This is a genomic window from Pleomorphochaeta sp. DL1XJH-081 (genome assembly GCF_049310885.1).
GTDB lineage: Bacteria > Spirochaetota > Spirochaetia > Sphaerochaetales > Sphaerochaetaceae > CAYZJV01.
Window position 1 is genome coordinate 26,700 of the sequence record NZ_JBMDYO010000002.1, and the last position, 19,850, is coordinate 46,549.

A 19,850-nucleotide genomic window follows, 5' to 3' on the forward strand; every position below is an offset into this window, starting at 1 on the left:
GGTACAGATTACTTGGCTTGGTCGGAATTGCCAATCTTCCATGGTTTCAAGACTAAGAGATAAGTCCCCACGAGAATAGTTGCTAGAACGGCCATGAATTGGAAACCGCTGGCAATCGATACCCGATCGGAGAGCAGTCCGACAAGAGGAAAGAGGATTATCATAAAGAGGCTAAAGACCATACTTTGGAAGGAGAGGATAGTTGCCCGCTGGGCACTAGGAATGAGTCTATTAAGATAGGTGCCTATGGCAGTAATCAACATCCCTTCGACGAACCCGGTGAGGATAAAGCAGAGAGAACCAGAAGGCCCGAGCACGACACCCCAAAGGCAGAATAGTACAAAAATCGGCATACTGCTGAGGACACCCCGCTCACCGATAGCCTGTTCAATCTGTGGAGAGCGCCAAGCGGTGAGTCCGGCGACAATTGCGTTGGCGGAAAAGATGATACCGATATGGAACTCAGTGAAACCTAGGGATATCCAGTAATTCTGCAGATAGAAAAAGAGTACAGTCAGAAAACAGAAAAGCAATTCGCTAAAGACTATAAAAAAGAAGATCCTTTTTTGCATCAAGACGATAGCCACACTCTCCGACACCTGTTTTTTCATAGACCGTCCAATGCGGATCAAAAGTCTAGTGCCAACCTCCTGCTGCTCCCTGTGTCCAACCGGTGGTTCACGAAATCCAATAGCGACTACAGCTGCAAGTGCAGCGAACAACGCCGATAGTCCGAATAATAATCTATATGACTCCAACGCAATGAATCCTCCCATAGCAAATGCGACAATCGCAGTCAGCTGATAGACCAATTCCTGACGTCCGGCGACATGCATATACCTACCCTCTTGAGAATCCATTAGCAGGGAGTCATAGACCAGAGCATCTCCAGCTCCCGATTCCAGATTGTTGCCCAAGGCAGTCGCAATGAAAGCTATCGCTTGGAGTAGAAAGGATTGCGAGAAAAACATGATTACCAGAGCGAATACAGCGGTACAACGACCGGCTATGCGGCTCGCCTTTCTTCCCCATAGATCGGCTACCACTCCTGTCGGGACCTCCATGAAAAGACTAGTCACATGGTAGATCCCTTCCAACAATCCCAACTCTAAGAGAGAAAATCCTCGAAGGGCAAGGTAGATCATCCACAGCCCATGGGTAAGATTGATGGAGGAGATTGAGGTGTATAGATAATTCAGTCCTATATTACGATGATAATTTTTCACAACGGGCAACAGTCTACTCCACCCGCCGTTGTGGTTCAAGAGAACCAAACGTGTTGCAATAATGGCTCCGAAAGGATACTGTTTTTTTACGGAGGATCGCCATGGTGACCAACTATCTGGAAAAGAGACCCGATGTCGAGAGAGCCAATTTCCTTGCACCCAGTGCGGACATCGTAGGAGAAGTCTTTCTGGCCAAGGATGTAACAGTGTGGTTCAATGCCACAGTCAGAGGCGATATGGCATCAATCAAGATCGGAGAGGGAACCAACATCCAAGACAATGCCGTCGTCCATGTGAATACCGGCATGCCCACTTCGATTGGCAAAGGTGTAACGGTTGGACATGGTGCAATAATCCACGCATGCACGATCGGAAACGATTGCCTGATCGGCATGGGAGCAATTATCCTAGATGAAGCGGTTATTGGTGATGAATGCCTCGTGGCTGCTGGAGCGCTGGTTACTCCCAGAAAACAATTCCCACCGAGGTCCCTGATTGTCGGATCCCCTGCAAAAGCCGTTCGTACCCTTACCGACGAAGAAATTCAGGATATCCGCGAAAATGGGAAACATTATATTGAGATGGGAAACAACTACAGGTAGGAAAGCAGCGCGCTCGGGGTATCGATCATGCCCAAGACCTTTCCTTCAGGCTCCATATTATGTCCACGGGAAAAACCGAATCCCCAATCAACCCCTACGAAATCGACATTTGCCGTGATCGCGCCATCCATATCGTGTGGTGTATCGCCTACCATCAGTACACGTGAGTGATCCTCCCATGCCAACTGCCGTAAGGCATGCTCTATGATATCGGCTTTTGTAAGAGATCCTGAGTGATCTGCTCCAGAAATCACCGAAAATCGGGAGGCCAAACCGAAATGTGCTAAAATCGTTTGCGCAAGATCCTCCAACTTCAAGGTTGCTACTCCCAACGTATATCCTCGACCTTGTAAAGTCTCGAGCAATTCGGGTATGCCATCATAGATACTTGCATTGAACATAGAACCCGACCGGGTGTATTCAGCACGGTAGATATCACATGCTTTGGGGATGGTCTGTTCATCCATACCGCAGGCCACTCTGAAGCAGGCTGCCAAGGGGGGTCCCACGAACTTTCGTAATTGAGTATCGCTCTGCTCTTTCAGTCCAAGAGCACGCATCGTATAATTGGCCGTGGAGAAGATTCCCGGCGAAGTGTCCAACAAGGTACCGTCAAGATCGAAAAGTATGATTTGGTGCATGCTGCGACAGTAGGCTATTTTGCCGATTTGCTCAAGCAGGTATCCACTACTCCAAGGTCCTAGAGAGTCGTTTTGGCAAGGCCAGCAGTACAATAATCAAAGCGACAAGGATTCCGAGAAATTTCAGAAGTGTGGCAATCGGTACCATCGTAGCAATCCAGGATGGTAGTCGGGGATAGGAAAGCAATGCCCAATCCACCCCCACATTCTCTATTAAATCGAATAATCCCGCTAAAACAGCAGCCCATCCTCCAACGATAGACAAACGACCTCCCATAGCTGCCTTGAGTACGAGAGAACGGAGGAAGGGATAGAACAATACAATGAAAAGATAGTCCAATCCATGGAACCACAAGTATGAAGAAAGCCCCTCTGACACCTGTGCTGCAATCAGTTCATGGAACTCTCCGGAAGATACGAAAAGACGAAGATCAAGTAAAAGGTTACTATTGACAGAGAGGATCCCAAAACCATCAGTAAGCATGGCTATATAGAGAATTGCGATCATCAGTAGACGTAATTTCATACGAAGAGCATACCGTACGGGAGTCCTGCCTGCAACTGGGATTCTTTCTCTGTCACTCCCTTTGTTGTTGGCAATTTGCTTCCACACGTGGTATGGTAATACGCAACACGCAGAAGAATGCACCATTATTCGAAGGAGAACTCCATGCGTTACATCCGGTATAGCTACCACGGAAAGATTGGCTACGGAATCTTGGAAGGACAACTTGTCAGACCGATTGAAGGTTCACCATTCGACACATACACCACAACAGAAAAGAGCATTGCTATTGAAAAAGTACGGTTGCTCTCTCCCTGTCTACCGAGCAAGGCTATCTGCATAGGGCTGAACTACAAAGACCATGCAATGGAGGTGGATATTCCCATACCCACATCTCCTGTCGTGTTTCTCAAACCTTCAAGCAGTGTGATCGGGCCAGAGGATACTATCATCTATCCACCACAGAGCAAGAGGCTCGACTATGAAGCCGAGTTGGCGATCGTAATCGGAAGAACAACCACTCGAATCGCCAAATCGCATGCTCATGAAAATATTCTCGGATATACCTGTGCCAACGATATCACCGCACGGGATCTTCAGGCTAAGGATGGCCAATGGACCATAGCAAAGGGATTCGACACTTTCCTGCCTTTAGGACCGGTGATCACCGACGAGATAGACCCAACCGATGTGGCGATTAAAAGTCGATTGAATGGGAAGGTCTGCCAGAGTTCTAACACCTCTCATCTTATATTTGATATCCCCTATCTCGTCAGTTACCTATCCCATATCATGACTCTCTATCCCGGCGATGTAATTCTGACTGGCACACCGTCTGGTATCGGTGCCATGCAGGTTGGAGATAGCATTGAAGTGGAGATAGAGGGCATAGGCATATTAGGAAACACCATCGTAAAACAGGTTTGATATCTGCCTCACCACAGAGGTTTTGCCCAGAACGATACAGAATAAGGAGAGAACATGATGAAGATACATGGAGCCGGTTGCAGTCTAATCGATACTATTTATATGAACTGCTCTTATGACGATAAAGCTTTCGCCCCTCTTTGGAGTAAAAGACGTGGTGATGGAGGGCTTATAGAGGGTGGCCTAGTGTTCACCGAAGACCTCGAACAGTATGCCGGCATGACCCATAAAGAAATTATCGAAAACATTACCGAAGGCAGGTCTCCCGATGTTGAAAATCTTGGAGGCCCCGCGGTGGTGGCACTATTACATGCTGCCCAGATTCTTTGGGACCTACAGGTCCAGGTGACGTTTTATGGAGCTGTGGGCAACGACCACCTTGCACAGATGGTCCGCTCAACCATAGAGAAGACACCACTTAAGCATGAATTCAAGACTGTTATGGACAAAGGCACTCCTACCACCGAAGTCTTTGATGACCCGACAAGACGAAATGGCAAAGGAGAACGGTCGTTCGTCAATACGATTGGAGCTGCATGGGACTATACCCCTGAAGACCTACCCGAGACTTTTTACGATGCCGATATTATTCTCTTGGGAGGAACGGCATTGGTGCCCCGACTTCATGAAGGTGTCCATATGATCCTAGCTAAGGCGAAGGAACGTGGATGTTTCACCGTGGTAGGTACGGTGTATGATTTTCGCAATGAGAAGGCAAATCCCGATAAACGATGGCCATTGGGAGAACACTCGTCGTACCAATATATCGATCTCTTGATAACGGATCAGGAGGAGGCTTTGCGCCTTACCGGTAAAGACGATGTGAACGAAGCCGCTATGGAGTTGATAGCATTCGGCATAGGAGCATTGATCATTACCAGGGGAGCACTGGATATGCTCGTCTGGTCTGGTGGAACTTCGATAAAAGCTCAGAAAATGGGACACTTGCCGGTAAGCGTCTATATGGATGATATGATGGCAAAAGACCCAACGCTACGCAAAGACACCACCGGTTGTGGGGACAACTTCGTTGGCGGAGTTCTCGTTTCTTTGGCAAAGCAGATGAAGAGCGGAAAGCAGGACATCGATATTGGCGACCTCTGTGCTTGGGGAGCCGCTTCAGGTGGATTCACCTGTACGTATCATGGTGGAACTTTCCATGAATCATCCCCCGGAGAGAAAGCAAGACTGCTCGAACCGGTAGTTCAGGCATACAAAGATTCCACAGGAGCATAAAGGTGAAACCGACTTTCGTACAATGGGGTGGAGGTAATATCGGCCGTTCATTCATCGGACAAGTATTTTCCCGCAGCGGATACCATGTAACATTCATCGATATCGACAGCAAGTTGGTGGAGACACTGAATGAACACAAGCACTATGTCGTGGAAGCAGTGTCACGAGATGGTCTGGAGAGGCTTCAAGTCGAGGATGTCAGTGCGTTACATGCCGATTGGCATAAGGAAGTAGAATCAGCAATCACCGATGCCGACCTTATGGGGGTATCGGTAGGAAAGAATGTATGGCCTCATATAGCTAGACAATTGGCACATGCTATTCTCGTACGTCACAAGAGGAGACCCGATTCTCCGCTCGATATCATACTTGCCGAGAATATCCACCATGGAGCAGCTTTTGTAACGCAATTACTGATTCCATACCTCCCGAAACATTTCCCCCTCTCATCATACGTTGGGTTGGTTGAAACCAGTATTGGAAAGATGGTGCCTATCCAGAAGGCACATACTCCTTTGGTCCTGAGAGCTGAACCCTATAATGAGCTGATCGTCGATAAGAAAGGGTTCCACAACCCTATTCCAGACGTTGCGGATCTTCATCCGGTTCATCCAATAGCAGCCTATGTAGACAGGAAGCTCTTCATCCACAATCTTGGCCATGCTACAGCTGCGTATATCGGGTTCAAAGCACATCCGGAACAACAGAGCATCGCTCAGGTTCTCGAAGATCCATCCGTATTCATGCAAGTTCGGAAGACTATGATCCAGTCTATGGAAATCCTACTTCATATCTATCCGAAAGTCTTTACCAGAAAGGAACTAGAACGACATATTGATGATCTTCTCATGAGATTCGGCAATCGAGCTCTCGCCGATACGGTATTCAGAGTTGGAAGGGATCTGAGAAGGAAACTCCGGTACGACGATAGGTTGATGGGGATTATCATCCGAGCTCAGGAAATCGGCATGGCTTGGGACAGGATCGGACAAGCGTATCTCGCAGCAATGGAATTCATAGCTCTCGATGAAGAGGGAAACCCCTTTAAGTCAGATGTTGAACTCATCGACGAATTAGAGGGATTACCTCTGTATGAAGCTATCTGCCTTGCTAGCAGTTGGTCGGAAAGTGATCTACCAGATCAATTGTGCCATACCATAGCTCAAGCTTGTGCCTTGATACCCAGGTATACTAACGGTCATTAAAGGAGTGCTTAATCTGTCCAGGTAGAGGCTCCGACTTCCACATGATCGAACACCATCTGGCAACTACCACCCTCTTTCGGTGAACAGGCATAGATTCCTACGGCTAGCGCTCCATGAAAGGCATGCAGATGGGCAATACGCATCTGTTGCCACTTCTTTCCGTTTTCAGAATACTCTATGAGCAGATCGGCTGCCTTGCTCTGTACCCTATACCACATGGTCTGTAACGATGCATCAATATCCACCGTTGCCCAATCGGAATACCCATGGCTGGTGACGACCGAACCTAACCGACTATAGGATTTCGTCTCCGCCTCTACAGAGACTTTTACCCAATTCTCTGAATCGATACGGACCATTACACCACCTTGGTCATATTGTGCATTCGCTTGCATGGTACAGCGCACCACCAATAAGAAATCACTCTCTACATTAGTCAACAGACAATGCCCATTATCCCTTCTAAATCCATAGTGGGTACCTTGCCAGAAATCGGTCTCTCCATTCGTGGTGACCGTCAGGACATCGCCATCCCAGCTATGTTGGGGTTCATGATACCAGATCCAAGCTCTACTTGCATCGAACATGGAGAAACTCCTCCTTACCCATAACAACCGTCTTATTGCATGGTAAGGGAAGAAATGGGAAAATGAAACTATTATTTATTGCAATTTTCCGTTACGAAGATAGTGAAGAACTCTGTTGGTTTGATATCATACGTGCCCCAGAATCGCTGGTCCGCAGTAGGTCGTTCCTTCACTTCCACCAATGCTCTTGTCCGTAGTCGCGTATAGACAAAATCACTGAATCGGGAAAGGAAGGCATCGGTATCATCCTCACCGATCTCCTCAAAATAGGGATACAACAACTTGAGCAACTCAATGCCGAAGGTCCGCACAGGTGTCCACTTGTTCGCCGTGTGAAGGAAAATCCTAAAAAGATAGTTCATCATCATGAAGGAGAGCATTTCACGCTCATCGAGAAAATAATAGAAAAGATCCTCAATATGACTGGTGAGGGTCTCCACATCCACCATATCCACAAAGGACCCTCCCGTGAGGGAAGCGAATAGGGGATAGCCATCTAGGGTGTTGATCGTAAAACACTCATTCTCTTCTAGGGAAACTACAAGATTGTCATACTCCAATTTTGTCAGAGGGGGCAGGTCGTCCAAGCCGAATTCTCCTGGGATCGTGGTAACCCCAAAAATCGGCTCCTGCGAGTCTCCCCGTGTCTTGGTTGCTACCTCGACAGCGTTCTTCGTCTCCTCGATCACGGACATAGCCACACCGACGCGTTTACATCTGGCATCCAAGGCAAATCGGAGACCGAACTCCTCTGCCTCGCTATACTCCTCATACAGGCAGCGGGTCTTGGCTACAAGCTCAAGTTCCTCGATCAAATCCTTGCTCTTCTTAGGAATTCTATCAAACCAAGCCCTCCAAGGCAGTTGCACATGCACCATCTGGAGAACTGCACCGAAGATCGGCAGGGAAACGATGTGTTGTGCACTGACGATGGATTCATGGTCTACTACCGCATTTGGTAACAGAAACAACATAGTTCTCCATGCCACCTCTGAGTTCGCCATTATGGCAACCTCACGTCGCTCGAGATCGAAGAACAGAGCTGCCAATCGATAATCGGGAAACAACCAAGGTTCTTGGCGATAGGTTTCATCTTCTTCCGAGCAATCTAGGAAGGCAGGAACAGGTTTCCGAAGCAGATCCCGATCAGGACCACGATAGATCTTTGCGAATACATCGCCCTTTTTATAGTCCTTCCATTTGCCCGGCAAACCATCCATGGTAAATTTGTCGGGCAATGAATAAGTTTCCCAGATCATCTCAATATATTCATCGCCTACCGATACATCTCCATGGTAGCAGACCGAATCCAGGAGCAGAAAATCGAGGTAATTATTGTTAATAGTTTGGGTTAGCCAATAACGTGATTCATGTATCGATTGGTCGAGCGCATGAGCCAAAAAGGCAAGATCGTCGGGATGGAGCGTATTAAAGGAGTGAGCATATCCGATCGATTGGTAGAATCTGCCATTATGGACAGCAAGGATCAGACGATATGGGACAATACCCTTCTCCTCGGCATGTTCAAGCTCCTGGTACACTACTTTACGGTTATGCGACAGATCATCGACCTTGATTTCAACCAAGGGAAAATCGTTTTCAAAAAGTATGTTTCCATAAGCCCAGAAGGCAGGATATTCGATCGTTTGTTCCAACATACTTCTTTGGCTCTGATCTAGGTTATCACCTACATCTTCCAAAAAAGATTGTAGCTCCAAGGGATCACAGAGCAAACGTGAAAGGACATACTCGTTTCGACGCTTGGTGTACCATTCGGGAAAGAAACGGGGAGACCCGGGATCGAATGCCATGGCTCCTATACTCTCCAATACCGGTGAGTATCCATCCCGATGCTCTGCCCAATCCATCATGATCGGCACAACGGAATCGAATACTTTCACACTCTTTCGATACTTGGTCAAGCGAAGATCGTTCTGCATACCTCTGTGTATAGCAACACCAAGGCAATAATGCAACAGTGTGGAACACTGACCAACGACAAAAATCGGTAAATCCATACTTGTACACACATGCCATTAAGTGCCATAGTCTTCACCATGGAACAAACGATAGGCCAATTGATGGCAGTGGTCACAGCCCTCTGCTGGGCACAGAATTCTCTGATCTATGCCCATGTCGGAGCGCAGGTAAGCTCCAATACCACAGCTCATATTCGTCTCTGGATTGCCTTGCCGCTCATGTTACTCGTCCATCTTGCCTTTGAAGGGACTATTATCCCCTTGGGAATGGATATGCGGGCTTGGATCCTTATCGGATTATCGGGAGCTCTAGGATTCTGTGTAGCCGATCTATTCATTTTCAGCTCATTTGTCCATATCGGAGCACGACAGACTATGGTTATTATGACCACCAGTCCCCTTCTCAGCGCTCTGCTCGCACGGATCTTCGGTGGAGAGATCCTCACAGGAATCCAAATTACCGGTGTTGTGGTGACTTTAGTAGGAGTTGCCTGGGTAATCCATGCAGACCGTTCATCGGGAGTCAGTGGAAATCGACGCCATATGGTCAAGGGTGTAGCGATCGCATTGGGAGGAAGTGTAACCCAAGCGATTGCCTATGTATTGGCGGATGCCGGAATGACTGAAGCTATACCAGCGGTCTCTGCTAATGTGGTCAGACTTGTCTTTGGGCTCTTAGCACTTATCGTATTTGCAACAGCACGGAAATCGTTTCTTAAAGATTTCGCACGGTTTTCGGGAAAAGCCGGCCATAAAGCTCTACTTCTTATCATCGCGGCAGCAATTGTCGGTCCAGTGCTGGGAATTATCCTCAATCTCCAAGCATTGAAGCTTGCGCCTGTGGGGGTGGTTACCACATTGAGTCAGCTGACTCCGGTTATGCTGCTTCCCTTAGAACGGTTTGCAATGAAACGCCACATTCCTCCCATGGCCACAGTTGGTACATTCGTGGCTGTTTTTGGTTCGGTGCTACTCTTCATCTGAGTTGTCATGGACAAATAGCCGCTACTGTTTTATCATGGATTATCCCTCAAGGAGCGAAGCTGACATGGAAAACACTCTCTCATACGTATTCGTAACCCCCTACACTATCGCTAAGAGCCGTACCGGTGGCGTGGTCAGCCGACTGTTGAGCCGACTGGACCTAGAGCTCGTGGGGGCACAGATGATCGCGGCAGACGATTATTTCGCAAAAACCTATGCTGATATCCTCAGAAGTCAGGATGATCCCAACAACAAAGGTGCCGCTACGCTATTGGGCGATTATGTTGAACAGAACATGGGTCCTTCGGGAGGTCGTCCCCATCGCTCGCTCATGCTCTTATTCAGGGGAAAGGATGCCTGTAAGAAATTAAGTGATATCTGTGGCGCCCTCTATCCTGAAAACCGCGGTGTGGAATCACTCACCGGCGAGACTATTCGTGATACATATGCCGATTTGATTGTAGATTCGGAGGATCCCAATAAGGTGATCTATTTCGAACCTGCCGTACTTACGCCGAGGAACCAGAAGAATGCCCATATGGTATTGAAACTACTCTCATCGTGGCTACCTGGGCAACCGAATATTATCGAGAACATGCGGTATCCCGATCCCAAGAAGATCCAACGTACATTGGTCATCATCAAGCCTGACAACTGGAAGTTCGCCTCCTCCCGCCCTGGAACGATCATCGATATGTTTAGCAGAACGGGACTACGTATTGTCGGGGTAAAGGTTCACCGTATGTCTATTGCCGAAGCCCTCGATTTCTACGGCCCGGTTCGCGAAGCCCTGAAAAATAGGTTGGGACCGGTCTTTGGTGCAAAAGCGAAAGATGTGTTGGAAACAGAGTTGCAACTTCACCTCTCCGAAGATACGGAAAAGGTACTTACCGAGAGTTTCGGGACTGAGTATGCTCTGGATCAATTCGAGCAGATAATCGAATTCATGAGTGGGCAGCGCCCATCCTGCTGTCCATTGGAGGAGATGATAGAGCCCGGTTCGGTCAAATGTATGATCATGGTCTATGAAGGAGAGAACGCAACAGGCAAGATCCGTGAGGTCCTAGGGCCTACGGACCCGCTGAAGGCTCCCGGAGGGACAGTAAGAAGGGAATTCGGCAGCAATGTAATGGTCAATACCGCCCATGCATCAGATTCTCCCGAGAGCGCAATACGGGAGATGGGCGTCGTACGGTTCCACGAGAACGCCTGTGCGAATCTCATCCGATCATACATCAATTTGCATTGATAATACTCTCTGCCGTACGACAACCCGAATCCTTCGTCAGGTAAGACGCCTACTTCTGCCCGTAGTAGGCGTTCGGACCATGCTTTCTCTGATAGTGTTTCTCCGTAAGATAGTCGGGCAGCGGCTGGGCTTGGGGATTCACACCTAAGGTAATCCACGCCATACGACAGATCTCCTCCATCACTACAGCATTGTAGACCGAAGCGGCGGCATCTTTACCCCAGGCAAAAGGGCCATGTCCGGCGACTAGCACCATTGGCTGCTCAACCGGATTGATGTCGGCAAAAACATTGGCTATAAGGACTCCAGTCTCATGTTCATAGTTACCCGTAACCTGCTCTTTTGCCATCATTGGTGTACATGGAATGGGAAGATGGCTATGGTCGGCGTGAGTAGTACCGAAAACCGGAACCGACTTTCCTGCCTGCGCCCACGCGACTGCATGAGGAGAGTGGGTATGGGTGATACCCCCAATCTTTTCGAAGGTCTTGTAGAGCACAAGGTGGGTAGCCATGTCACTTGATGGACGCAGAGAGCCTTCAACGATCTCGCCCTGCAAATCCATGACCACAATATCCTCAACCTGTAGCTTCTCATAGGGAACACCCGATGGCTTGATTGCGAATACTCCAGCATGGCGGTCTATCTGAGATACATTACCCCAAGTATACAATGCGAGATTCCGTGCGGGAATCTCCATATTCGCTTCCCATACCGATTCTTTCAATTTGTCGTATCGTCCCATGTTATTCCTCCTGATTGGTGTTGTGTATCATCATAATTGTACATGCATGGTGAACATAGCAGGCCCGACGGCTACGGAGACCTTCTCCCCTTTCCATGATGGGAAGACTTTCCAAGCCAAGTATGGCACACCATAGCCGAACAGAGTTCCTATCGCGGCTCCTGCAAGTACGTCTGTAATAAAATGGTTACCACTGGCAATCCGGAGAGCCGCCGTAACTCCAGCCAGAGACCAAGCAGTAATCGTAGAGGCCTGCTTATAGGGGCTGTCAGGATATCGTAGGGAATACACTGCTTGGGTAAAGGCCGCTCCGGTGAAAGCCATGATAGAGTGTCCCGAAGGGAAAGAATCATCCTGATCAGCGATCAGTTCCTCGTATAGACTCGATGTAGTGGGAGGTAAGCAGTCAAAATACATGTAGGGGCGATTGCGTTCAATAGCCATTTTCATGAATGTTCTCGTACCGAATGAGAGCCCGGCAGCGGCACCGTAGGCTAATGAGATACCGAACCAATCTGATGGAGGTGCAGCAAAAGCTAAACTCGCAGGAGCAAGGAATGCCGAGTATTGTGTAATATCGCTGACAAGGGAGAGGTCCTTCGAATAGGGGAACATGAGCATCCTGTCGAATACATTCACCTCTTGATCGTCATAGGGAGGTGTTGCACTCGTAGCATTCAGCTGGGTTGAAATCATAACGAGGATGAGTATGACAGCTGTGGTTTTCTTGGTATCTCTATACGACACTACAGACCTCCTCTTTGGTGGCCAAAGTGTAATGTGAATCGCCTTGTGGGACAAGCACCTTTTTATCAGCGGCTCTGGGTTCGAACCGAATATTCGTCCTCAAGCAACTCGTTTATGAGTTGGCTAAGGTTGCCCACTCCTTTGGCGATATCCTCATCCTGTGCTATCAAAGTGAAAATCCTCTGTGTAATATATTCATCGATTACTGGATACTTTTTGAAGTCGGGGTCGATATAAGAGTTCGCGATCACCGATTCGATGAAATCACGATCCAACGAACGCATTCCATCCCTCTGCATAATACCCGATTTGTAAATACGGTCGAACACGGTACGACTTACCGGAAGCATGTTTGAATACTCCCATATCTGGTACTGGAAGGCCTCGTCACTGGAGATGTATTTGAGAAATTCGAAGGCAACATCCTTGTGACGACTTCTACTACTCATGCCCAACTGGACGGTATAGAGTTTGCTTTTACTACTGCCATGGGGTCCATAGGGAAAGGGTATAGCTTCCCAATCGAATTCATCGTATCGAAGAATCCTATAGGGATAGCTTCCATAGACTCGGAATTCGGAGAGATTGAAGGTCTTAAAGCCTACCTTACCATCCTCGAACATCCCCTCCCTTACCAGAACACCTTGATTCAATGCATGCATATCCTTTAGGAAGCTCAGCATCTGTGCCATCCTCTCAGCATTGAAACCAGCTTTGGTGCTATCTGCATTGAAAAGGGTGTTATCGTTTGTATAGAAGGCGTGGTGCCAGTCATAGCCCTCCACTCCGAAGCGGTCAGGAGCACCATCTCCATCGAGGTCTTCAGTGATCTGTTCACAGATCTCATAGAATTGCTGCCATGTCCACCTGGAGAGGTCGAGCTCCAACCCCAACGATTCTATCAGATCATTGTTAACGATTAAAAATGAGGGGACGATTCCTATAGGGACAGAATATTGCGATCCCTGGTACTGGCCTGCTTCAAGCGCATTACTGAAGAACACATCGGGACTGAGGTCACTCTTTTCTATGTATTTATCCAAAGGTTCCAATAATCCGATAGCCGCATAGGTGGTAAAATCCTCTTCGATAATGAGGAATATGTCGGGTTCTTTACCCTTCAAGACCAGCTGGGCGAACCATTCCGAGTAATCCTTGTACATGGTACCGGTTCGAAGAACCACGCGATAGCCTCTATCGGCATACTGTTCTTCAAACATCTCTACAGCCTTGTCGTAGATTGCATAGGCGAAGTTCTGAGGAACGCCCCAGCTATTACCCGAATAGAGTGCCAACTCTAGGACTACCGTATTGCTCCTATAGCAGGAAACCCCTACGAGTAATAGTATCGCGAAGAGGAGTATGGCAGGGATAAACCAGATTTTCCATCTTCTGGAGAAAGGTTGTTCAGACATCCATGGACTCCAGATTTTTAAGCATGAGCCCGGATTGAATGGCAAATATCGCAATCTGGGTTCGATCGCGGAGATCGAGCTTCTTGAGAATATTACTGATATAATTACGCACTGTACCCTCGGAGAAGTTCACATCTTGCATGATCTCCTTGTTCGAATAGCCCTTCCCTATCAGTTGCATAATTCTCAACTCCTGACTAGAGAGCGATTTGAATTGTTCGTCCGATTCCTGCAAGGTGCAAAATGGTGAGTTAGCCAACCGCCCGAAGAGGCTAAAGATCTTCTGGGCAGTCTGTGGATCTACACTGGTCCCGCCACTGTGGACGGTCACAATACTGGATAACAGGTCGCTCTTGGAAATACCTTTGAGCAAGAATCCATCGGCACAGTTCTTTACCGCATCGTAGACATATTGGTCATCATCGAAGGTGGTGAGCATGATGATCTTGATCGAGCAATCCTGTTGTTTGATCAATCGTACGCACTCGATGCCATTTATCTCGGGCATACGGATGTCCATGAGAATTACATTTGGCCTCAGGCGGAGAGCCATTTCAACCACTTGTCGTCCATCCTTGGCCGTACCCACTACCTGGAATCGACTATCGCTGCTGATAAGCAATTCCAAGCTCTCCCTGATAAGCTCCTGATCATCGGCAATCAATACGGTTATCACGAATGTTGCCCTCCTTTGCGTAGTGGGATGGTCGCAAAGGTCCTGAAACCCTGGTTCTCCCCTGTATCGAAATGGACCTTCCCACCAAGAAGTGCAATCTGTTCTTCGATATGTTCCAATCCAAAATGTTTGACAACCTTTGCACAACCTTTTCCGTCATCGGCAATAATGACCGACAACTGTTGCTTAGTATAGTGAAGTGTCACATCGATCTTCTTGCTTGCAGAATGCTTGAATGAATTGGTCAAACTCTCTTGCACCAGACGATAGACGGTCTGCTCCTCATCATCTTCCATACCTACCGCATTGCCTATGATAATGAAACCCACGCTCCTATCCCCTAGAGCATTCGCATCATTAATAAGATCCTGTACTGCGCTGAGCAATGAGGATTTCTCGATAGCATCGCTTTTAAGTTCTCGTACCGAACGACGAATATCGGTAAGACCTTTGTCAGTAACGCTTTTTATCTTCACCAGACGTCGATGGAGTTCTCCCGTTGCTGCACGAGAGAGTTCTATACAGGCTTCAAGCCCGGTGGAGATGCTGGTCAGTGAATGCCCGAGGATATCATGGATCTCGTGTGCCAGACGGTTTCTTTCCTTAAGACGGGCAGACTCTTCCAGTTTTCCCTGTAGAATCTCGAGCTGGTGCAATTTGTCCGAAAGTTCATTGTTCACCTTGATGAACTCTTTGTTTTCCCGAATCTTGCTCTGGATAAGGAACTGAAAAAAGAGGATTACCATCATGAGATTGAGTGATTCGAGTGTGCTACGGATACTATACAGTGGGATTTGGGCACTGGTTCCATAGAAACCGATATAATCCTGTAAAGAGACGAGGTTCCACCGGACCGAGATAATATCGAAGTCACTGAAGATATAACCGAGCATAACCAAAGCGATGGCTAGATATCTGAGTGGAAGATTCGCAATAAAGAAAAAGGCTCCCACACCGAGAAAGAGAAAAAGACCTTTATATGAGAAATTGAGATTATAGGCTATAAAAAAAGTAAGTGCGATATCCAAAAGGAAGAGCATAAAGGTTAACACCGGTTGCGACTCACTAATCCGTCTCTTAACCAAACCAGAACAAGTCAGCAGGAGAAAACTCGATATAGCATAGACAGGAACATGCCATGGTACGTGGGGAAGATACCTTGCCTGTTCAAGAAAATTTCTCGCTTGGTCAGCATCACAAACAAGGAACGTAGTTTGGTACATGACCAAAGAGAATAGACTCACAATGGCGAGATTCAACACGAGGATGCTGGCATATACGTATCCGAGAGGTTTGTCCATGGTTGTATTGTACGATATCGCACCACTGTTTCATTGTAAAGCACGAATACTGAAATGATCTGCACTGTAGGTGTTATCGGAATATCACATCCGTAATCACTTATAATGACAATTGTCATAAAAGTAGTGACAATAAACTGTTTGCGTCCCAAATTTTGAGCGGATAGAATGTGGATGAGGGAAAGACAGCGGTACCAGTCTTGCCCTCACCATATCACCATTTCATTGGAGGAACTATGAAAAAAGCATTGATGGTAAGCTTGATCCTGATCATCGCATTGGGATCCGTATTCGCTCAGGGCGGAAAAGAAGCCGACAGCGGATACACGTTCGGTTACACCTGTATGACGATGAACAACCCGTTCTTCATCATTCTCGAGCAGTCTATTCGTGATGAAGTTGAAGCTAATGGCGACAAATTGATCACCATGGACCCTGCTATGGATGTCATCAAGCAGATCAACCAGATTGAAGACTTGATCACCCAGGGAATCGACGCGATCTTCCTGAACCCTGTTGACTGGGAAGGAATCCGCCCCGCATTGGTAGCTTTGAAAGATGCTGACATCCCCATCATTAACTTCGACACAGAAGTTAAGGATATGGAATATGTCACCGCTTATGCCGGTTCCGACAACAAGAACGCCGGTTATGTTTGTGGTGCTGACTTAGTCAAGCGCTTCCCCAATGGCGGAAATATCGTTGTTCTCGATAGTCCTACCATGAACTCTGTTAATGACCGTATCACTGGATTCATGGAAGCCATTGAAGGTAAGGGTTTCACCATTCTTGCTCAGCAGGATGCAAAGGGTGACCTCCCCACTTCCATGAGAATCACAGAAGACATTCTCCAGGCTCATCCTCAGATTGACGCAATCATGGGTGGAAACGATCCTACAGCACTTGGTGCACTCGCCGCTTGTAAGGCAGCAAACCGCACCGAAATCCTCATCTACGGTGTCGATGGATCTCCTGAAGCAAAGGCTGAGATTGCAAGTGGTGGCCAATTCGTTGGTAGCGGTGCACAGAGCCCGATCAGCATTGGTGTCGAGTCCGTCAAGTTGGCCTACAAGGTCCTCAATGACGAACCCTATGACGAACGCGTTCCTGTCCAGACCTTCCTGATCAACGCCGACAATGTCGACGAATATGGTACCGACGGCTGGCAGTAAGAGCAGTTACTACTGTACAATCCACATGGGGCCGGGCTATTCTAGACTCGGCCCCTTTCGACGAATATTACTAGTGGAGGATTAGCCCAGGTGAGTGAACAAATTCTTTTGGAAATGAAAAATATCCGTAAAGAATTCCCTGGAGTCTTGGCGCTCAAGGATGTCTCCCTTCAGCTGAAAGCTGGGGAGGTCCATGCATTGTTGGGTGAGAATGGAGCCGGCAAATCGACTCTGATCAAGATATTGGGCGGAATTTATACGAGAGATGAGGGAGAGATCGTCATAGATGGAGAGTTGGTGAATATCAACTCGGTACACGATGCGCAGAAGTATGGTATCAGTGTCATACACCAGGAATTGGTCTTGGTACCACATATGACTGTTGCAGAGAATATCTATCTCGGCAGGGAACCCAAGAAATCGGGACGGTTTGTTGATTTCAAGAAAATGAACGACGATGCGAAAGCATTGCTCGATTCGTTCGAGCTCGATATTCGACCGGACGAGGAAATCAGCAATCTGACAATCGCCCAGCAACAGATGGTGGAAATCATTAAAGCCCTCTCATTCAATGCGAAGATACTAGTCATGGATGAGCCGACCTCCTCTCTATCGGAGAAGGATGTCGACTTCCTATTCGACAATATCCGCAAGTTGAAGAAGTCAAATGTAGGGATCATCTACATATCACACCGTATGAGTGAACTCAAGCAGATTGCCGATAAGATCACGGTTATCCGCGATGGTGAATATATCGGTACGAAAGATACCCATGCCACGACAAACGATGAATTAATAGCCATGATGGTAGGTCGCCAACTGACCAATTACTATACCAGGACATTCGGTAATCCTACTGAGAAAGTCCTTGAGGTTAAGAATCTCAGCGATGGCCGATTGCTCAAGGATGTCTCATTCCACCTGTTCAGTGGTGAGATCCTCGGCTTCGCCGGTCTTGTTGGTGCAGGACGCAGTGAAGTAATGAAATGCATATTCGGTGTCGACCCCTTCGAATCGGGAGAGATAGTCCTCAATGGAGAACCGGTGGTTATTAAGAATCCTGAGGAGGCCATGAAACATGGCATCGCACTTGTTCCCGAGAGTCGAAAGCGCGAGGCTTTGTTTTTAGACCAGACGGTGAAATACAATATCACCATTAAAGCCTTGGAGGAATTCATCCATGGAATTCGTGTAGACAATGCGAAGGAAGATGAGATTACGCGGGAATATGTCGACAAGATGGCGATAAAAACCCCTTCTTACAAACAGGTAGTGGGGAATTTATCGGGTGGCAATCAACAGAAGGTAGTTATTGGCCGATGGTTAGCCACAAAACCGAAGATTCTGATTCTCGACGAACCTACCCGTGGTGTCGATGTCGGTGCGAAAGCAGAAATCTATTCCATCATGAATGAACTGGTGAAAGAGGGCGTTGCGATCATCATGATCTCATCCGAATTGCCCGAGGTCATCAATATGAGCGATAGGGTGGTTGTCATGAGTAACGGTAGGATCACCGGCTGTCTCTCCCGTGAGGGTCTGACGCAGGAAAAGATCATGCACCACGCGACACAATTTGTCACAACCTGAACCAAAGAGCGGAGGACCATAGACCATGAATGAAAAGACCACTGTTGCAGCGTCTAGCAAAGCTGAAAGAAAGTTTAATCTAAAACATAATCCCCTATATAATTTTGGGCGGGAGAATCTGGGTATTCTAATTGGATTGCTCATCCTTTGTGTAATCTTGACGATCTTCTCCCCGGTATTTCTCTCTAAGAACAACATCCTGAATGTTCTTCGTCAGGTTGCAACCAACCTCTACATCGCTTGTGCGATGACTATGGTTATTATCCTCGGTGGTATCGACCTTTCTGTTGGATCAACTATGGCTCTCTCGGGCGTAGTTACCGGCGGTATGATCGCATTCTCAGGACAATCACTGGTTGTTGCGGTAATAGCCGGAATTTTGGTTGGTGTGGTTGTTGGAGCTTTCAATGGATTTTTGATCTCAAAAACGACAATTCCACCTTTCATCGTCACGCTATCGACTATGAATATCGCCCGTGGAGCCTCATACGTCTACACCGGTGGACAACCCATCCGTGTCATGAGTGACTCATTCAACTTCATCGGTTCCGGTTATGTTGGTGAGATACCAATGCCGATCATCTACCTGATCATTATTGTAATCATATCGATATTGATTATGTCGAAGTCTCGGCTTGGACGACATATCTATGCAGTCGGAGGCAATCCTGTCGCCGCCAAATTCTCCGGTATTAAAAATAGTCGGGTACTCTTCTTCGCCTACCTCTTTAGTGGGCTCATGTCCGCTATTGCCGGTATTGTTCTAGCCTCCCGTATGTTCAGTGGTCAGCCAACCGCAGGACAAGGTGCTGAAATGGATGCAATCGCAGCTGTTGTACTTGGCGGAACTAGTATGAGCGGTGGTGTAGGAAAAATTGGTGGTACGGTCATAGGTGCTCTGATAATCGGTGTTCTGAGCAATGGACTGAATCTTTTGGGAATCAACTCCTTCTGGCAGTACATCGTAAAGGGTGTGGTTATCCTCATAGCTGTCTATGTAGACTTCCTCAAGAAGGGTAAAAAATCCAACTGAACCGTAGCTACTTATTAAAGCACAGGACTA

Annotated in this window: 19 protein-coding genes; 9 read left to right on the forward strand and 10 right to left on the reverse strand. The window is 47.6% G+C overall.

Annotated features, from left to right (window positions below):
* Positions 1-8: 8 nt before the first annotated feature.
* Complete coding sequence (locus ACODJP_RS04415) at positions 9-1,226, reverse strand: MFS transporter (protein WP_422478898.1); 1,218 nt, start codon at positions 1,224-1,226, stop codon at positions 9-11.
* Positions 1,227-1,327: 101 nt separating this feature from the next.
* On the opposite strand from ACODJP_RS04415, the gene ACODJP_RS04420 reads away from it, so the two are divergent.
* Positions 1,328-1,828 (forward strand): gamma carbonic anhydrase family protein, encoded by a 501-nt coding sequence (locus ACODJP_RS04420; protein WP_422478900.1) that lies wholly within the window; start codon positions 1,328-1,330, stop codon positions 1,826-1,828.
* Here the strand turns inward: ACODJP_RS04420 and ACODJP_RS04425 are convergent.
* Entirely contained in the window at positions 1,819-2,469 is a 651-nt protein-coding gene (locus ACODJP_RS04425; protein WP_422478902.1) for an HAD-IA family hydrolase, read from the reverse strand. The genes ACODJP_RS04420 and ACODJP_RS04425 overlap by 10 nt on opposite strands.
* Before the next feature lie 46 nt (positions 2,470-2,515).
* Positions 2,516-2,995 (reverse strand): hypothetical protein, encoded by a 480-nt coding sequence (locus ACODJP_RS04430; RefSeq protein WP_422478904.1) that lies wholly within the window; start codon positions 2,993-2,995, stop codon positions 2,516-2,518.
* A gap of 144 nt (positions 2,996-3,139) precedes the next feature.
* Here ACODJP_RS04430 and ACODJP_RS04435 point away from each other — a divergent pair, with 144 nt between their 5' ends.
* Genes ACODJP_RS04435 through ACODJP_RS04445 form a run of 3 tightly spaced genes read left to right on the forward strand, consistent with a single transcriptional unit; the run spans position 3,140 to position 6,342 of the window.
* Positions 3,140-3,901 carry a fumarylacetoacetate hydrolase family protein gene (locus ACODJP_RS04435; protein WP_422478906.1) on the forward strand — a complete coding sequence of 254 codons (762 nt, stop codon included), beginning with the start codon at positions 3,140-3,142 and terminating at the stop codon, positions 3,899-3,901.
* Between the two features lie 54 nt (positions 3,902-3,955).
* Complete coding sequence (locus tag ACODJP_RS04440; RefSeq protein ID WP_422478908.1) at positions 3,956-5,137, forward strand: carbohydrate kinase family protein; 1,182 nt, start codon at positions 3,956-3,958, stop codon at positions 5,135-5,137.
* Positions 5,138-5,139: 2 nt separating this feature from the next.
* Positions 5,140-6,342: a mannitol-1-phosphate 5-dehydrogenase gene (locus ACODJP_RS04445; RefSeq protein ID WP_422478910.1), complete on the forward strand. Its 1,203-nt coding sequence runs from the start codon at positions 5,140-5,142 to the stop codon at positions 6,340-6,342.
* Positions 6,343-6,350: 8 nt separating this feature from the next.
* On the opposite strand, the gene ACODJP_RS04450 is transcribed toward ACODJP_RS04445, so the two are convergent.
* Together ACODJP_RS04450 and ACODJP_RS04455 are read right to left on the reverse strand one after the other, a co-directional pair.
* Positions 6,351-6,929 carry a DUF1349 domain-containing protein gene (locus ACODJP_RS04450; RefSeq protein WP_422478912.1) on the reverse strand — a complete coding sequence of 193 codons (579 nt, stop codon included), beginning with the start codon at positions 6,927-6,929 and terminating at the stop codon, positions 6,351-6,353.
* A 71-nt stretch (positions 6,930-7,000) separates the two neighbouring features.
* Positions 7,001-8,869 (reverse strand): hypothetical protein, encoded by a 1,869-nt coding sequence (locus ACODJP_RS04455; protein ID WP_422478914.1) that lies wholly within the window; start codon positions 8,867-8,869, stop codon positions 7,001-7,003.
* 117 nt (positions 8,870-8,986) lie between these two features.
* Between ACODJP_RS04455 and ACODJP_RS04460 the strand changes: the two genes are divergently transcribed.
* Both ACODJP_RS04460 and ACODJP_RS04465 read left to right on the forward strand, forming a co-directional pair.
* Positions 8,987-9,892 (forward strand): DMT family transporter, encoded by a 906-nt coding sequence (locus ACODJP_RS04460; protein ID WP_422478916.1) that lies wholly within the window; start codon positions 8,987-8,989, stop codon positions 9,890-9,892.
* A 64-nt stretch (positions 9,893-9,956) separates the two neighbouring features.
* Complete coding sequence (locus ACODJP_RS04465) at positions 9,957-11,141, forward strand: nucleoside-diphosphate kinase (protein ID WP_422479752.1); 1,185 nt, start codon at positions 9,957-9,959, stop codon at positions 11,139-11,141.
* A 49-nt stretch (positions 11,142-11,190) separates the two neighbouring features.
* On the opposite strand, the gene ACODJP_RS04470 is transcribed toward ACODJP_RS04465, so the two are convergent.
* The 5 genes from ACODJP_RS04470 to ACODJP_RS04490 all read right to left on the reverse strand — a co-directional run bounded on the left by ACODJP_RS04470 (position 11,191) and on the right by ACODJP_RS04490 (position 16,025).
* Positions 11,191-11,886: an L-ribulose-5-phosphate 4-epimerase gene (locus ACODJP_RS04470; protein ID WP_422478918.1), complete on the reverse strand. Its 696-nt coding sequence runs from the start codon at positions 11,884-11,886 to the stop codon at positions 11,191-11,193.
* A 30-nt stretch (positions 11,887-11,916) separates the two neighbouring features.
* Positions 11,917-12,633, reverse strand: a complete 717-nt coding sequence (locus ACODJP_RS04475; protein WP_422478920.1) for a phosphatase PAP2 family protein — start codon at positions 12,631-12,633, stop codon at positions 11,917-11,919.
* A 65-nt stretch (positions 12,634-12,698) separates the two neighbouring features.
* Positions 12,699-14,048 carry an ABC transporter substrate-binding protein gene (locus tag ACODJP_RS04480; RefSeq protein ID WP_422478922.1) on the reverse strand — a complete coding sequence of 450 codons (1,350 nt, stop codon included), beginning with the start codon at positions 14,046-14,048 and terminating at the stop codon, positions 12,699-12,701.
* Complete coding sequence (locus ACODJP_RS04485; protein WP_422478924.1) at positions 14,041-14,724, reverse strand: response regulator; 684 nt, start codon at positions 14,722-14,724, stop codon at positions 14,041-14,043. The genes ACODJP_RS04480 and ACODJP_RS04485 overlap by 8 nt, the downstream gene beginning before the upstream one ends.
* Positions 14,721-16,025, reverse strand: coding sequence for a sensor histidine kinase (locus ACODJP_RS04490; protein ID WP_422478926.1), 1,305 nt, complete (start codon positions 16,023-16,025; stop codon positions 14,721-14,723). Before ACODJP_RS04490 ends, ACODJP_RS04485 begins: the two co-directional genes overlap by 4 nt.
* 236 nt (positions 16,026-16,261) lie before the next feature.
* Here ACODJP_RS04490 and ACODJP_RS04495 point away from each other — a divergent pair, with 236 nt between their 5' ends.
* From ACODJP_RS04495 to ACODJP_RS04505, 3 genes are all read left to right on the forward strand, one after another.
* The gene (locus ACODJP_RS04495) at positions 16,262-17,197 is read left to right on the forward strand and encodes a sugar ABC transporter substrate-binding protein (RefSeq protein ID WP_422478928.1); all 936 of its coding nucleotides are present in this window, start codon (positions 16,262-16,264) and stop codon (positions 17,195-17,197) included.
* Between the two features lie 90 nt (positions 17,198-17,287).
* Positions 17,288-18,787 (forward strand): sugar ABC transporter ATP-binding protein, encoded by a 1,500-nt coding sequence (locus ACODJP_RS04500; RefSeq protein WP_422478930.1) that lies wholly within the window; start codon positions 17,288-17,290, stop codon positions 18,785-18,787.
* 25 nt (positions 18,788-18,812) lie between these two features.
* Positions 18,813-19,820 carry an ABC transporter permease gene (locus ACODJP_RS04505; RefSeq protein ID WP_422478932.1) on the forward strand — a complete coding sequence of 336 codons (1,008 nt, stop codon included), beginning with the start codon at positions 18,813-18,815 and terminating at the stop codon, positions 19,818-19,820.
* Positions 19,821-19,850 lie beyond the last annotated feature (30 nt).